This window comes from Pseudomonas sp. N-1-13 (genome assembly GCF_057787095.1).
Genome location: NZ_JBYNRI010000001.1, coordinates 5,725,305 through 5,739,961, shown reverse-complemented (window position 1 = coordinate 5,739,961; position 14,657 = coordinate 5,725,305). Strand labels below are relative to the sequence as shown.

General features: G+C 61.9%; 10 protein-coding genes and 1 pseudogene. 4 read left to right on the top strand and 7 right to left on the bottom strand.

The window, feature by feature from the left end; all coding sequences use genetic code 11:
- Positions 1-10: 10 nt before the first annotated feature.
- Positions 11-535 (bottom strand): Mpo1 family 2-hydroxy fatty acid dioxygenase, encoded by a 525-nt coding sequence (locus tag AC3I65_RS25645; protein ID WP_076383226.1) that lies wholly within the window; start codon positions 533-535, stop codon positions 11-13.
- Positions 536-622: 87 nt separating this feature from the next.
- Between AC3I65_RS25645 and AC3I65_RS25640 the strand changes: the two genes are divergently transcribed.
- Complete coding sequence (locus AC3I65_RS25640; protein ID WP_047230304.1) at positions 623-1,309, top strand: Crp/Fnr family transcriptional regulator; 687 nt, start codon at positions 623-625, stop codon at positions 1,307-1,309.
- A 142-nt stretch (positions 1,310-1,451) separates the two neighbouring features.
- Here AC3I65_RS25640 and AC3I65_RS25635 read toward each other — a convergent pair whose 3' ends face one another.
- Positions 1,452-2,456 carry an AraC family transcriptional regulator gene (locus AC3I65_RS25635; RefSeq protein WP_047230303.1) on the bottom strand — a complete coding sequence of 335 codons (1,005 nt, stop codon included), beginning with the start codon at positions 2,454-2,456 and terminating at the stop codon, positions 1,452-1,454.
- A 100-nt stretch (positions 2,457-2,556) separates the two neighbouring features.
- On the opposite strand from AC3I65_RS25635, the gene AC3I65_RS25630 reads away from it, so the two are divergent.
- Positions 2,557-3,630 (top strand): fatty acid desaturase, encoded by a 1,074-nt coding sequence (locus AC3I65_RS25630; protein WP_076383228.1) that lies wholly within the window; start codon positions 2,557-2,559, stop codon positions 3,628-3,630.
- 153 nt (positions 3,631-3,783) lie between these two features.
- Here AC3I65_RS25630 and AC3I65_RS25625 read toward each other — a convergent pair whose 3' ends face one another.
- The 3 genes from AC3I65_RS25625 to AC3I65_RS25615 form a co-directional block, all read right to left on the bottom strand.
- Positions 3,784-6,288, bottom strand: a complete 2,505-nt coding sequence (locus tag AC3I65_RS25625) for a TonB-dependent siderophore receptor (RefSeq protein WP_488524273.1) — start codon at positions 6,286-6,288, stop codon at positions 3,784-3,786.
- Between the two features lie 86 nt (positions 6,289-6,374).
- Positions 6,375-7,376 carry a FecR domain-containing protein gene (locus AC3I65_RS25620; RefSeq protein WP_488524272.1) on the bottom strand — a complete coding sequence of 334 codons (1,002 nt, stop codon included), beginning with the start codon at positions 7,374-7,376 and terminating at the stop codon, positions 6,375-6,377.
- Positions 7,366-7,866 (bottom strand): sigma-70 family RNA polymerase sigma factor, encoded by a 501-nt coding sequence (locus AC3I65_RS25615; protein ID WP_047230328.1) that lies wholly within the window; start codon positions 7,864-7,866, stop codon positions 7,366-7,368. Before AC3I65_RS25615 ends, AC3I65_RS25620 begins: the two co-directional genes overlap by 11 nt.
- A gap of 203 nt (positions 7,867-8,069) precedes the next feature.
- Between AC3I65_RS25615 and AC3I65_RS25610 the strand changes: the two are divergent.
- A pseudogene (locus AC3I65_RS25610) lies at positions 8,070-9,095 on the top strand (cache domain-containing protein); the annotation flags it as partial.
- 117 nt (positions 9,096-9,212) lie between these two features.
- Positions 9,213-9,998 carry a methyl-accepting chemotaxis protein gene (locus AC3I65_RS25605; RefSeq protein WP_370695180.1) on the top strand — a complete coding sequence of 262 codons (786 nt, stop codon included), beginning with the start codon at positions 9,213-9,215 and terminating at the stop codon, positions 9,996-9,998.
- 738 nt (positions 9,999-10,736) lie between these two features.
- On the opposite strand, the gene AC3I65_RS25600 is transcribed toward AC3I65_RS25605, so the two are convergent.
- Both AC3I65_RS25600 and AC3I65_RS25595 read right to left on the bottom strand, forming a co-directional pair.
- Positions 10,737-11,201, bottom strand: coding sequence for an SRPBCC family protein (locus AC3I65_RS25600; protein WP_488524271.1), 465 nt, complete (start codon positions 11,199-11,201; stop codon positions 10,737-10,739).
- Between the two features lie 34 nt (positions 11,202-11,235).
- Positions 11,236-14,655 carry an amino acid adenylation domain-containing protein gene (locus AC3I65_RS25595; RefSeq protein WP_488524270.1) on the bottom strand — a complete coding sequence of 1,140 codons (3,420 nt, stop codon included), beginning with the start codon at positions 14,653-14,655 and terminating at the stop codon, positions 11,236-11,238.
- Positions 14,656-14,657 lie beyond the last annotated feature (2 nt).

Here is a 14,657-nt window from a genome sequence, read left to right as displayed (position 1 = left end):
TCCCACAGATTCAGACGGCCGAGCGTTGGTGACGCAAGGCCACGGGCCCGGCGCGTTCTTCAATGGCCCGCTTCAGTTCGCTACGAAGCCCCAGCAGGAAACCCGCCTCCACCACCACGAACAGAGGCCCGACAATCAACCCGGTGAGGTCATCGACGAACGCCGGTTTACGGCCTTCGTAATAGTGACCGACGAACTGGATCACCCAGCCCACCACGAACATCCCCAGGCCACTGCCCAGCCACACCAAGGTGCTTTGCGCGGCGAGCACCTGGCCCAGCCATAGCGCCAGGGCCAGCAGTACCGTCATCAGCACCCCCAGGCGCAACTCAAGGCGTAGATAGAACCAGGCACTGGCTACCGCTATCAGCAGCGCCGGCGACACCAGGACCGCGCCCACCGGCCAACCCGGCCGTGACAGCAGTACGGCGACGGCGACGAAAATCAGCGGAATACCGATGAAGTGCGTGGCGATGTTGCGTGGGTCGCGGTGGTAGGCAGCGTATTGACTGAGATGATCAACGAGGCTTTTCATTGTTGTTCCTCCTGAGGTGATGCCTGCATGATGCCCGGGTTCCACGAGGCGTTCTGTCAGTTAGCCGACACTTGTCCCGGAGTTTCCATGAATACCCATCCCTGGCACTCGCACCTGTTGGCCGGTCACTGGTACAGCCACTTGCCCGCTGAGTTACAGAATAGTCTGTTGGGCATGTCGCGGGTGCGCCGCCTGGTGCCGGGGCATCGGCTGTTTCAGCGCGGTGACCCACCCTGCGGGATGTACGCCGTATTGGAGGGCGCGGTACGGATCGGCGCAGTGAACGAACAGGGCAAGGAAGCGCTGCTCAGTGTGGTGGAAGCCCCCCACTGGTTTGGTGAAATCTGCCTGTTCGATGGCCAGCCGCGCACCCATGACGCGGTGAGCGTGGGCCAGTGCACCTTGCTGCACTTGCCTCAGGCGCCGTTGATGGCGTTTCTGCAAGAACATCCGGTCTATTGGCGAGATATTGCGCGGCTGATGAGCCACAAACTGCGCCTGACCTTCATCAATCTCGAACACCTGAGCCTGATGCCCGCCCCGGTACGTGTTGCCAATCGCCTGCTGATGATCGCCGAAGGCTACGGCGAAATCGAACCGGCGCGACGGGTCTTGCAACTGCCCCAGGAGCAACTGGCGCTCATGCTCTCACTGTCGCGCCAGACCACCAACCAGATCCTCAAGGACCTTCAGGCCCAGGGCATTGTGCAGTTGGCTTATGGTGAGATTGAAATCCTGGATATCGAGCGGTTGCGGGCATTGACCACGATCTGAAGGCCTGTATCGACTGATCCACCGCTATCGCGAGCAGGCTCGCTCCCACAGCGTTGGTGGCGGGCCTGAATGTTGAGTTCACCTCAAGACAATGTGGGAGCGAGCCTGCTCGCGATAGGGCCGGCCCAGCCAACGCAAACCCCTAGCGCAACCCATCCCGAAACTGCCCCGGCGTCATTCCGGTCCAGCGCTTGAACGCCCGGCTGAAGCTGCTGGCATCGGCAAAGCCCAGAAGATAACCGACTTCACTCAGTGAGCACTGCGGGTCGCGCAGGTGCAGCAGTGCCAGGTTTTCCCGACATTCGTTAAGCAGCGTGTCGAAGCGGCAGCCTTCATCGGCCAAATGCCGTTGCAGGCTGCGCAGGCTCAGGTGCATGGCCTGGGCGATGCGCTCGGCGCTGGGTTCGCCTTCGGGCAGTTGGGCCTCGATAGCGGCTCGCACCTTGCGCTCCCAGGTCAGCGGCTGGAGCTGGGCGAGGGTGCGCTTGAGTACCGTCTCGTTGTGTTCAGCCAGCTCCGGATTGGCGTCGTCCAGGTGGCTGTCGAAATCGACGAGGCTGAATTCCAGGCAATCTTGCTCGGCGCCGAAATACACAGGTGAACGGAACACTTTATGCCAGGGGCCGGGGTCCGTCGGTTCCGGGCGCCGCAAGTACACCGCCAGCGGCGCGTAATCGCGGCCCAGTCGGTTGCGACACGTGCGCACGTAAATCGCGGCGAACGCATCGATGGCTTCAAAGGCCGGCGTCGCCCGGCCTTGGGGCACGTCGAGCGTGAAGCGGTATCGGTCTTCGCAGCGGCTCAGTTGCAGCATCAACGCATCGCTGACCACCGGGTGATAACGCACGATTCGCTCAAACACTTCTCGCAAACTGCCGCTGGCCACCAGGGCATAACCCAGAGCGTGGAACGTGGTGGGACTGACGAAGCGCGAAACCCGCAGGCCGATCGCCGGATCACCGCTGGCCTGCACGGCCAGTTCCCACAGGCGCGTGGTGGCCGAGAGCGGATAACGGGCATTCGGGTCGTCCATCAACTGCGGATCGAGCCCGGCCTCCAGGCACAGGGCATGGCTGTCCAGGCCCAACGCATCAAGCTGTTTGCGCAGGGCGCGGGTCCAACTGGCGAGGGAGGTGGGTTCAGTCATGGCGATTGGCGCTTGCGGTCAACAGGTTGGCGTTTACGGCTACCACCCTAGGGGGCATCGCCCGGCAGGATGAGCACATCGATAGAAGAGGATGTAAGCCATGCACGGCACTTGCGCAAGCCCCGAGCGATTGAATGCACAACAGCGATCGGCCCATATTCGCCAGGTAGTCTTGGCCCGAGGCGAAGAACTGCGCCAGCGCTACCCGATCCTGCGTCATCAGGATGCGTTGGGCGCGGGCATCCTGGCGTTCGCCCTGGCCGGGATGGTCGGTTCGGCGCTGCTCTACATCAACGGTCACCTGGCCGGTTGGGCATGCCTGCTGCTCAACGCTTTTTTCGCTTCACTGACCCACGAGCTGGAACACGACCTGATCCACAGCATGTATTTTCGCAAGCAACGCGTACCCCACAACCTGATGATGGGCCTGGTCTGGCTGGCGCGGCCCAGCACCATCAACCCGTGGATCCGCCGCCATTTGCACCTCAATCATCACAAAGTGTCCGGCAGCGAGGCCGACCTGGAAGAGCGGGCCATTACCAATGGCGAGCCCTGGGGGCTGGCGCGCTTGCTGATGGTGGGCGACAACGTGATGTCGGCCTTCATTCGCCTGCTGCGGGCCAAGACCTGGGCGCACAAGCGCAGCATCCTCAAGCGCACGCTGAAGGTGTATTTCCCGCTGGCGCTGTTGCACTGGGGCGCGTGGTACGTGTTTCTCGGTTTCCATGGGGCCAACGCTGTCGCCTATTTGCTTGGCACGTCGATTGATTGGTCGCCGACCACGCTGGCAGTGATGCACGTGATCGATATCGCAGCGGTGGTGATCATCGGCCCGAACGTGCTGCGCACCTTTTGCCTGCATTTCATCAGCTCGAACATGCATTACTACGGCGACATCGAGCCGGGCAATGTCATCCAGCAAACCCAGGTGCTCAACCCCTGGTGGCTGTGGCCATTGCAGGCGTTCTGCTTCAACTTCGGCAGTAGCCACGGGGTCCATCATTTCGTGGTCAAAGAGCCGTTCTACATCCGCCAGATGACGGTGCCGGTGGCCCACAAAGTGATGCGTGAGATGGGCGTGCGGTTCAATGATTTCGGCACGTTTGGGCGGGCGAACCGGTTTGTGCGGGAAGAGGGTGTGGTGCGGGAGGAAGGGGATGCGGTGCGGGTTTGACGCAAACAGGTTCGAGAAGTAAAAACCGAACCTTGTGGCGAGGGAGCTTGCTCCCGCTGGGTGGCGCAGCAGCCCCCAAAAAAACAGGGCCGCTTCGCGTCCAGCGGGAGCAAGCTCCCTCGCCACAGAGAATGAGTTACCAAAGAGAACGGGTCAGAACTGGTAACTCACCGTCGCCGCCACGTTGCGTTCTTCGCCCAGGTAGCAGTAGCTCAGGCTGGCGCAGGAGGCGACGTAGGTCTCGTTGGTCAGGTTGTTTGCGTTCAGGCGCACGTCCACACCTTTCAAGCCGACCTTGCCCAGGTCATACCCCACCGACGCATCGAACAACGTATAGGACGGCACCTTCATGGTGTTTTCCGCATCGGCCCAGCTGTAGCCGACATAACGTACGCCACCGCCCAGTCTCAGGCCATCGAGCGCGCCGCTGTCGAACTTGTAGTCCGCCCACACCGAAGCCATGTGGCGTGGGGCCTGGGTCGGTGAGTTGCCCTTGTTTTCGATGATGTCGGTGGCAGTGCTCAATGTGCTGATCATCGATTTCGAATACTCGATATCGGTGAAGGTGTAGCTGCCCAGCACTTTGAACTGCTCGGTCAGTTGCAGGTGCGCTTCCAGTTCCAGGCCCTGGGAGCGAACGGCACCGACGGCGCGGTAGAAGTTTTCCTGGGGCAGTTTGGTCGCCAGGTTCTCCTGGTCGATGCGGAACAGCGAGGCGGTGTACAGGTCATCCGTACCCGGTGGCTGATACTTCAGGCCCAGTTCCCATTGCTTGCCATCGGTCGGCGACAGCGGGTTGCCGGCGCTGTCGGCGTAGGAGTTGGGGTTGAACGACTCGGAGTAGCTGACGTACGGCGCCAGGCCGTTGTCGAACAGGTACAGCGCCCCGGCGCGGCCTGTGAGCTTGCTGCGTTTGTCGTTGATCTCGGTGCCTTCCGGGCGGCCGAACTCAGCGATGCGGTTTTCATCCGAGGTTTTCACCCAGTCCTGACGCAGGCCCAGGGAGAAACGCCATTTATCCATCTCGATCAGGTCTTGCAGGTAGACACCGGTCTGTTCCAGGCGTCGCAGGTAGCTGGTGGGGCTGAAGTAGGTGATAGCCGAGTTGCCATAGACCGGGTCGAAGGCGTTGATCGGGGCCAGGCTGCCGCTGGTCCAATCCACCACGGTCTTGCGCCGCTGATAGTCAGCGCCCATCAGCACGGTGTGCTTGGTCGCCCCGCTGAAAAATTCAGCCTGCAGCATGTTGTCGACGATGAACGAATGCAGTTTTTCTTCGGCACCGGTGTAGTAGCGGTTCAGCTCGTTGCTGGTCGGCGTGGTCCAGCCGTAGGCGTAGACCTGATCATTGGTGACTTGGGAGTCCAGGTAACGGAAGTTCTGCCGGGCGGTGAAGACATCGTTGAAACGGTGTTCGAACTGGTAGCCGAACGACTGCTGATCACGTTCATAGCCATCGACGCCCGGCTCGCCTTCGAAGAAATTTTCCGAGATACGCTTGCCGTTGCGCTGATGCAAGGTGCCGTCGGCTGGCATGCCGCCGTGATAACCCCCGTCGGGGTCGTGCTGCAGGTAGGCCTGAAGTGTCAGCGACGTGTCTTCGGTAAAGTCGATGCTCACCGTGGGGGCGAGGGCAAAGCGCTTTTCCTTGGTGTGGTCGAACTGCGTGTCGGACGTATCCGCCAGGCCCACCAGGCGATAGGCGATGCGTTTGTCATCATCCACCGGCCCGGTAAAGTCGAAGCCCATGCCGCGTTGGCCCTGGGTGCCGACCGTGGCCTGGATTTGGTGATAGGCCTCGTACAGCGGTTTCTTGCTGGTGAGTGCCACCAGGCCGCCGGGCGAGCTACGCCCGTAGAGCACCGAGGACGGGCCTTTGAGAATGTCGACCCGCTCAAGGAAGTACGGGTCGACTTGCATGGAACTGTAGGTGCCGCTGTCGCCCATGGACTTGAGGCCGTCGAGGTAGATGTTGTCCACCGAGCCATCGTTGAAGCCGCGCATCGCCACGTAGTCGTAGCGATGGGTCGCGCCGTAGGGGTTGGTCAATACCCCTGGGGTGTAGCGCATGGCCTGGGAGACGGTTTGCGCGCCTTGGTCGTCCATTTGCTCGCGGGTGACCACGGAGACGCTTTGCGAGGTTTCCCGCAGGGCGGTACTGGTCTTGGTGGCGACCTGGCTGTGGGTGGCGTTGTAGCCCGCCATGCTGCCCAAGGCGTTACCCAGGGCAAACCCCTTGATGTCGGTGGTCGGCAGCGCCAACGTGCCGCCCGAGGCCTCGGTTTGCAGCACATAGCTGCTGCCATCCGGGCTGACGGCGGTCAGGCCTGAAGCGCTGAGAAGATGGCTCAGGGCCTGGTCCGTCGAATACTCGCCGTGCAGTCCCGGGGACTGGATACCGCTCGTCTGCTGCGGAGTGCTTGCCAGGGTGATGCCGGCCTGACGAGCGAACTGGTTCAGCACATCGCTCAGGGGGCCGGCGGCAATGTTGTAGCTCTGGCGCGCGGTGGTGACACCGTCTTGCGCCGCGACGGCGAACATCGGCACGGCGCCCGCACTCAACACCGTGCAGAACAGTGCAGCACGGATGGCATGGCGCAACAGGCCTGTTTGCGAGGAGCAGCCAAAGGGGATGTTGAGGTTTACGCGCTCAGTCATTGTGGGTTTCCGTTGGAGTCGCTAAGGGCAGATAAGCGTTGCTTACTGTCCTAGCCGGACTTGCGCGCAAAACCCGCCAAAAAAAATCAGACCGATTCCTGCACCGTGACCCACCAACGGGTTCGATAGCGTAATTGAACGGGGAGCGTGCGCGGCAGGACGGCCAGCAACCTGTCGGTGTCTTCCAGGCGGAAAACGCCTGACAAGCGCAGGTCCGCAATCGACGCGGCGCATTTCAGATAGCCCTGGCGGTAACGTCCTACCTCGTTGAGGAAGTCCTCCAGACGCATGTTGCGCGTCACGAGCAAACCCTCCGCCCAGGCACCGATGTCCATATCCAGCGGCGGCGCCATGGTCGCTGTCGATGAGCTGAGCAGATAGCTCTGCCCGGCGCTCACCTGTAGCGGGGCACCATCGGCGCCACGGTGTGAAAGGATCGCGACCCTGCCACGGGTGACGCTCAGGCGTGTGCAGGCATTGTCCTGCCGTACCACGAAGCGCCCGTCCAGCCCTTCGAACAGGCCATGTCGGCTGCGCACCAGCAGCGGCCGCGCGGGATCGCGTCCGCAGGTGAGCATGATTTCACCTCGCGTCAGGCTGATCAGGCGATGCTCGGTCGTGTAGTCCAGGTCGGCGGCGCTGTCAGTGTTCAGTTCAAGCCGCGTACCGTCGGGCAACTGGAAACCTCGATGTTCGCCGGTGGCAGTGGCGAAATCCGCGTTCCACGGCTGCCAGCCCAGGTCCTTGCCCAGACAGGCGGCGGAGCCTATCAGCGCCACCCCCGACAACAGTTTCAAGGCCTGGCGCCGACCGAGTCGCTGGGCGCTGTTTTCCAGGGTGTCGAGAGCGACGTGGGCGCCGGGGACCGCCCGCAGGTTCGAGGTCAACTCACTGTGCAGCGCTTGCACCCGCTGCCAGGCCAATTCGTGTTCGTGATGGGCGGCGCGCCAGACCTCGCATTGTTGGCGCAAGGCCGGATTGGCAGCATGGTTGCGCAGGCGCAGCAGCCAGTTGATCGCTTGCCTGACTACCTGTTGGGATGGGCCGCTGCGTCGATTCAACACGTTATCCACAGGCTCAGCTTTCATAGCGCAACACATAGCAGTGATACAGCGCATCGGCGACGTATCGTTCCACCGAGCGCAAGGAAATGCCCATCTGCTCGGCAATCTGCTTGTACGTCAGGCCTTCGCACTGGGCCAGCAGAAATGCCCTGCGCACTTTCGGCTTCAGGCCCTCGAGCATTCTGGCGATGGCTTCCAGCAGCTCCAGGATCAAGGCCTGGGCTTCGGTGTCGGGGGCTTGGGCGGGTGGCAGGTGGGCGATGGATTCCAGGTAAGCGCGTTCGATTTCTTCCCGGCGCCAATGATCGATCACCAGGCCTTGGGCGATGGTGCGTAGAAAGGCGCGGGGCGACTTGAGCTCCAGGCGTTCGGTGCGTTGCAGCAGGCGCACGAAGGTGTCCTGGGCCAGGTCCGCTGCGTCGGCAGCATTGCCCAAGCGGCTGCGCAGCCATGTGTGAAGCCAGCCGTGATGGTTGCTGTAGAGCGTCTGTACTGCAAACTCGGGAGATGACATGAACGCGAAGGCCTGGATGTCGCAAATGATAATAGGTCGCATTGTCATCAGGGGTCAGTGAATTTGCAACCACCGTTCGACGCACCGTGTCCTTCCGTCGCCCATTTGTTTAAAGGGCTCATATTTTTTTAACTTTTGCCGACAGCGTTATATGCGTGCACCAAAGTGGAGCAGATCACAAGTCCGCCCGCGCTGTGACATGAATGCTGCAACCGGAATGCACCCCCACTCCCTGCATAAGAAGCCTGTCGATGAATCTGAAGTTCAGCCATAAAATCCTTCTGGCCGCCTCTGGTGTGGTCGTTCTGGCTTTTGCCCTGTTCACGCTCTACAACGACTACCTGCAACGAAAAACCATTGGCAGCAGTCTCGAATCCTCCATCCAGCAGTCCGGCGACCTGACGGCCAGCAGCGTCCAGAACTGGATGAGCGGCCGGGTGCTGGTGCTGGAAAACCTGGCGCAGAATATTGCGCACCAGGGCGCGGGTGCCGATCTGCCGGGGCTGGTGGATCAGCCGGCGCTGACGTCGAATTTCCAGTTCACTTACGTGGGTCAGGCCAACGGCGTCTTCACCCAGCGCCCTGACGCAAAAATGCCCGACGGCTACGACCCGCGCCAGCGCCCCTGGTACAAACAGGCAGTCACCATCGATCAAACCATGCTGACCCCGCCCTACCTGGCTGCGGTCGGCGGCCTGGTGGTGACCATCGCCCTGCCGGTGAAGCACAACGGTGAGCTGCTCGGTGTGGTGGGGGGCGACCTGAGCCTGGAAACCCTGGTGAAAATCATCAACTCCGTGGATTTCGGCGGCATCGGCCATGGGTTTCTGGTCAGCGGCGACGGTCAGGTCATCGTCAGCCCGGACAAGGACCAGGTGATGAAGAACCTCAAGGACATCTACCCCGGTACGCCAGTGCGCATCGAGAAAGGTATCCAGGAGGTTGAGCTCAATGGGCAGGACCGCATTCTTTCGTTTACCCCCGTCGCGGGCCTGCCGAATACCCAGTGGTACATCGGTCTGTCGATCGACAAAGACAAGGCCTACGCACCGCTGAGCCATTTCCGTACCTCGGCGCTGATTGCGATGTTTGTGGCGGTGGCGGCCATTGCGTTGTTGCTGAGCCTGTTGATCCAGGTGTTGATGCGTCCATTGACCACCATGGGGCGCGCCATGCAGGACATCGCCCAAGGTGAAGGCGACCTGACCCGGCGTCTGGTGGTCCAGGGCAAGGATGAGTTCGGTGAGCTGGGCAGCTCGTTCAACCAATTCGTGGAGCGGATTCACGCGTCGATCTCGGAGGTGTCTTCCGCCACTCGACAAGTGCATGACCTGTCGCAGCGGGTGATGACTTCGTCCAATGCCTCGCTCGTTGGCTCCGACGAACAGAGCGCCCGCACCAACAGCGTGGCAGCGGCCATCAATCAGTTGGGCGCCGCGACCCAGGAAATCGCCCGCAATGCCGCCGACGCCTCGCAACAGGCCAGCGGTGCCAGCGAACAAGCCGATGACGGACGCCAGGTGGTGGAAAAAACCATCCAGGCCATGACCGAGCTGTCACAGAAGATCAGCCTCTCGTGCACCCAGATCGAAACCCTGAACGCCAGCACCGACAACATCGGGCACATCCTGGACGTGATCAAGGGCATCTCTCAGCAAACCAACCTGCTGGCGCTGAACGCTGCCATTGAAGCGGCCCGTGCCGGTGAAGCCGGGCGCGGGTTTGCGGTGGTGGCCGATGAAGTGCGCAACCTGGCGCACCGCACCCAGGAGTCGGCGGAAGAAATCCACAAGATGATCACCTCGCTCCAGGTCGGTTCCCGTGAAGCGGTGACGACGATGAACGCCAGCCAGCTTTCCAGCGAAGAAAGTGTGGAAGTGGCCAACCAGGCGGGTCTGCGGCTGGTCAGCGTGACGCAGCGCATCGGTGAAATCGACGGCATGAACCAGTCGGTGGCCGCGGCCACCGAAGAACAGACCGCCGTGGTGGAAACCCTCAACATGGATGTCAGCCACATCAACCTGCTGAACCAGCAAAGCGTCGCCAACCTCAATGAAACCCTGAAGGATTGCGATGCCCTGTCGCAACAGGCCAATCGGCTGAAGCAGTTGGTGGACAGCTTCAAGATCTGATCTCAGCCGACCTCACCGCCAACCGTGCCGCCGCCATCGCGAGCAGGCTCGCTCCCACAGGGGATTGGCGGTGTGACTGGATCTTGCGCCCACCCCGGAACCAAAACTGTGGGAGCGAGCTTGCTCGCGATGGCGACAGCACAGCCAACATCATCGCCAGCTGACCCACCGCTTTCGCGAGCAAGCCCGCTCCCACAGGGAATCGGCGGTGGGACTGGATCTTGCTGCCAATCGAAATCAGTGTGGGAGCGAGCCTGCTCGCGATGGCGACAGCACAGCCAACATCATCGCCAGCTGACCCGCCGCTTTCGCGAGCAAGCTCGCTCCCACAGGGGATTGGCGGTGTGACTGGATCTTGCGGCCAATCGAAATCAGTGTGGGAGCGAGCCTGCTCGCGATGGCGACAGCACAGCCAACATCATCGCCAGCTGACCCACCGCTTTCGCGAGCAGGCTCGCTCCCACAGGGGATTGGCGGTGGAGCTGGATCTTGCGCCCAACCGAAATCAGTGTGGGAGCGAGCCTGCTCGCGAAGACGGCGGCATAGCCAACATCATCAGCCAGCTGACCCACCCCTTTCGCGAGCAAGCTCGCTCCCACAGGGGATTGGCGGTGTGACTGGATCTTGCGCCCAACCGAAATCAGTGTGGGAGCGAGCCTGCTCGCGATGGCGACAGCACAGCCAACATCATCGCCAGCTGACCCGCCGCTTTCGCGAGCAGGCTCGCTCCCACAAGGTTTACTTGAACATCACTTGCACATTCCCCATCGCCTCATCGGCAAACCCTTGCAGGAAATCTCGGAAGCCGGACGGGGTATGGGCATCGGTGTGGTCGGCGATGATGGTCCAGGTGGCGCGGCAGCGGTTGTCCGCCAGGGGCTCGACGCGCATTGCCGCCCACAGGTTATCGATGCCCAGGGTGTTGTAGATCAGCGTCCAGGTCATGTGCATGGCCTGATTATCATGGCTGTTGAGCTGTTCCACCACCAGGTTCTGCCCGTCGCGGAAAAACTTCTTGCGCAGGGACCTCACGCCCTCGCCGGTCATTTCGATGTGCTCAAGTGCCGGGATGAATCGATCGAACCTTGCAAAATTGCCCACCACTGCCCAGACGCTCGCCGCGTTGGCGGGTACTTCCACTGACGTTTCGACCTCGCAGGCGTGGGGGTTCTTGATCAAGGTGTCGGGTTGAAGTGCATTCATGGTCTTGCTCCTTTTTTTACAGTTGAGGGGTGCTTCAGATGAAATCGATGGCCTTGAGGTAATCAGCGCCGCGGCGCAGCAAGGCCGGGGATTTTTCCGGGTAGCGGGCACCCATCTGCCGTACACCGGCCCGGGCGTTGGCGTGGTTGATCAACGAGATGTCGCCGATGTCTTCCTCGAAACCGTTGAGGTAGAAACCCAGTACGCCGAACAGCGCATTGTCAGCATCGACTCGGCCCAGTTGCCGTTGCCAGTCGGCGACGCTGACCAGGGAAAATTCCCGGCCGCTGTCACGAAACGACGCCACATAAGCGTCCCAGCTCAAGGGCTCGGGGTTGTGCAGGTTGAACACCGCCTGCGTCGGCTGATAACGACTGGCGTGGAAGGCGATGAAGCGCGCCAGGAAGTCCACCGGCATCAGGTCGAAGTTGAGGGACAGATCCGGCACCTGACCGAGCTGGATCGAGCCCTTGAGCATCAGCATCAACCGGTTCTTGTGGGGCTGGCAGACCCCGGTCAGGCTGTTGAAACTGATGTTGCCGGGGCGAAACAGATTGACCCACACCCCGCGATCCCGAGCGCGCTGCAGGATCCGTTCGCCGACCCATTTGGACAGGTTGTAGCCGTTCTTGATGTAGATCGGCGGCGTCTCTGCGGCGGGCTGCTCCAGGACCTGGCCGTCGGCATCCAGCGCACTGGACGCCGACAGCGTAGAGACGAAGTTGAAGATCTTCTTGCTGCGCCCTTCACACAGGCGCAGGCATTCGAAGATCGGCTCCACGTTGTCCCGCGCCAAAGACTCGTAGTCGAGCACATGATTGACGTGGGCGGCGTTGTGCACCAACGCGCCGAAGGTGCGGTCGATGCGGGCATAGACGTCGTCTGGCAAACCCAATTGCGGTTGGGTGATGTCGGCGGCGTAGACACTGACGCGGCTCAGGTCCAGGTGGTTCAGCCGATTGTCCCGCAGGGCCTGGGCAAAGCGTTCGGCCGCGCTTTGTCCGCCGGATTCGCGCACCAGGCACGCGACTTCGGTGGCGCCCCAGGCCAGCAAGGCCTCGACGATGTGTACCCCAAGAAAACTGTTGGCGCCGGTCACCACCACCTTGTGCACATCACCACACCGGCTGACAGGCAGGGGATCGAGGTTGAGTTCCGCTTGCGCATCGATCAAGGCCTGGGGGCTGAGGGTCGATGTGCTGTTTTGCGCAGGATCGTCCAGTAACTTCGCCAGCGTGATCAGCGTAGGTGCTTCGATGAAGCGATTGATCGACAGGCTGCGCCCGAAGGCTTCGCGGACCCCCAGCAACAGTTGTGACAGCAGGATCGAATGGCCACCGAGATTGAAGAAGCTTTCATCGGTGGCGATGTCGTCGACCGGCAGCTCCAGCAACTCGGCCCACAGTTGCCGCAGCTGCGTTTCCAGAACGTTCTGCGGCTGGCGCCGATGGCTGCCGACCTGCACTTGCACCGCCGTGGCGAGCAAGGCCCGGCGATCGACTTTGCCATTACTGGTGTAGGGCAGGCTGGGCAATTGCACGTAGGCCGCCGGGTGCATGTAGCTGGGCAGCGCGTTTTGTACATGCTCGCGCAAAGCCTGAAGGGCAGCGCCGGCCCGCTCTTCCCGAGGGTGAACCAGAAACGCCAGGATCCGCCGTCGGTCATCGACCCCCACCGCTACTTGGCGAAACAACTGGCTGTCGCGCAGGCAATGCTCGATTTCCTCGGGTTCGACCCGAAAGCCACGGATCTTCACCTGGTTATCGCGCCGACCACACAGTTCGATGCCGTGGTCGGTCCATTGGGCGATATCGCCCGTGCGATAAACCCGCAGCGTTGCCCCGCCAGGCAGCGTCAGGTTGAGGTAGCGGCTCGCGGTCAACGTCGGGTCGTTCAGATAGCCGAGGCCGACCCCAGGCCCGGCGATGTACAGCTCGCCCGGTGTGCCTTGGGGCACCGGTTGCAGCTGCTCATCCAGAATCAGCACCCGGCCATTGGCGATGGGCACACCGAGGTTGCGGTTGTTGTCACCGACACCGAATTGCCGGGTGGTGACCAGCACCGTGGTTTCGGTGGGGCCGTAGATGTTGTGGAAACTGCACTGCGGTGCGAGCTGCTCGATCACGAACGGCTCACAGACATCGCCGCCGGTAATCAGGTGTTCCAGCCCCAACGGTGCATCCAGCGGCATCACGCTCAGCAGCGCGGGCGGCAGGAAAGCATGAGTGACATGCTGTTGCTGAATCAGCGCCACCAGTTGCTGCGGGTCGCGACGCTGGTCTTCGCTGGGCACCACCAGCGTCGCACCCTGGATGAAGGTCGGCAGGATATCCAGCAGCGATGCGTCAAAGTTGATGGTGGAGAACTGCAATGCCCGGCTGTCACGCTGTAAGCGGACATAGTCGCTATACCAGGCGCAGAAATGGCTGAGGTTGCGATGACTGAGCAGCACGCCTTTGGGTTGGCCGGTGGTGCCGGACGTGTAGATCGCCACGGCCGGTTCGTCGCTGTCCACCACGCGGCGGATCAGCGAGGCCGGGATGCCGGGTTTGGGTGAAGGCAGCTTGCGTACATCTAGCGTCGGCAGCGACAGCTCGCCCAGGTCGCTGTCACCGTCGTGCAGCAGTAAGTCGGCGTTGGCGTTCTCCAGGATAAAGCGCCGTCGTTGCGCGGGGTGCTGCGGGTCCAGCGGCAGGTACACCGCCCCGCAACCCAGCACCGCCAGGATAGCTGCGTACAACTGTGCGGACTTGGGCAGGCAGACACCAATCACTCCAGGTTTTGCCCCGGCCAGTTGCTTGAGCATCGGCTCCTGCAAGCGCAACGCCAGACTGCGCAAGGACTTGTAGTCGACAAGCTGACCGTCGACCCACAGGGCCGCTTGCGTACCGTCATTGAGCATGCGCTGCTCGATGTCATGCATGACCGGCACTTCGGCTGCAGCCAGCAGCCAAGGCACCGCGGGCCGATTGAGGTGGTGTTCGAAGGCCAGCGGCTCCAACACATCCAGTCCCTGCAACGATTCATCGCAGGCGTCGGTCTGCACCGTCGGCCAGTGATCGAAGCAGGCTTCGTCCCGGGAAAGCTGGCTGACCAGTCGCGCACCGTGCTCGACCACCGCCGCCAAGGCGCGTAGTCGCAGAGACTGGCCGTTGCCGCAGCCTTGCGGGGCGATCACTTCCTGGGACAACGGCCGATGCGCGCTGTCGCGGAAAACCACCACCGGCTGTGGCAATGCCTGGCCGGGAAAAGCCTGGAGCGCCACACGCACCTGAAGGTTTGAGCGGGCGTCTAGGGTGCAGGGCAGCGTCCCGTCATCAATCAACAGGTCTACCGCTGTGTGGTGGTGCGCTGATTCAAGATGCACAACACCGTGGCCGTGCAGTTCGAGCTCCTGGGCCAGGTCGGTCATGGCCTGGCTTGTGCCAGACACGGCAATTTCGAGGCGTCTCATGG

Coding starts and splice junctions, on each gene's coding strand:
- AC3I65_RS25605 (WP_370695180.1), top strand. CDS start 9,213: ATGACTTCGTCCAATGCCTCGCTCGTTGGCTCCGACGAACAGAGCGCC.
- AC3I65_RS25595 (WP_488524270.1), bottom strand. CDS start 14,655: ATGAGACGCCTCGAAATTGCCGTGTCTGGCACAAGCCAGGCCATGACC.
- AC3I65_RS25645 (WP_076383226.1), bottom strand. CDS start 535: ATGAAAAGCCTCGTTGATCATCTCAGTCAATACGCTGCCTACCACCGC.
- AC3I65_RS25615 (WP_047230328.1), bottom strand. CDS start 7,866: ATGTCATCTCCCGAGTTTGCAGTACAGACGCTCTACAGCAACCATCAC.
- AC3I65_RS25635 (WP_047230303.1), bottom strand. CDS start 2,456: ATGACTGAACCCACCTCCCTCGCCAGTTGGACCCGCGCCCTGCGCAAA.
- AC3I65_RS25600 (WP_488524271.1), bottom strand. CDS start 11,201: ATGAATGCACTTCAACCCGACACCTTGATCAAGAACCCCCACGCCTGC.
- AC3I65_RS25630 (WP_076383228.1), top strand. CDS start 2,557: ATGCACGGCACTTGCGCAAGCCCCGAGCGATTGAATGCACAACAGCGA.
- AC3I65_RS25620 (WP_488524272.1), bottom strand. CDS start 7,376: ATGAAAGCTGAGCCTGTGGATAACGTGTTGAATCGACGCAGCGGCCCA.
- AC3I65_RS25625 (WP_488524273.1), bottom strand. CDS start 6,288: ATGACTGAGCGCGTAAACCTCAACATCCCCTTTGGCTGCTCCTCGCAA.
- AC3I65_RS25640 (WP_047230304.1), top strand. CDS start 623: ATGAATACCCATCCCTGGCACTCGCACCTGTTGGCCGGTCACTGGTAC.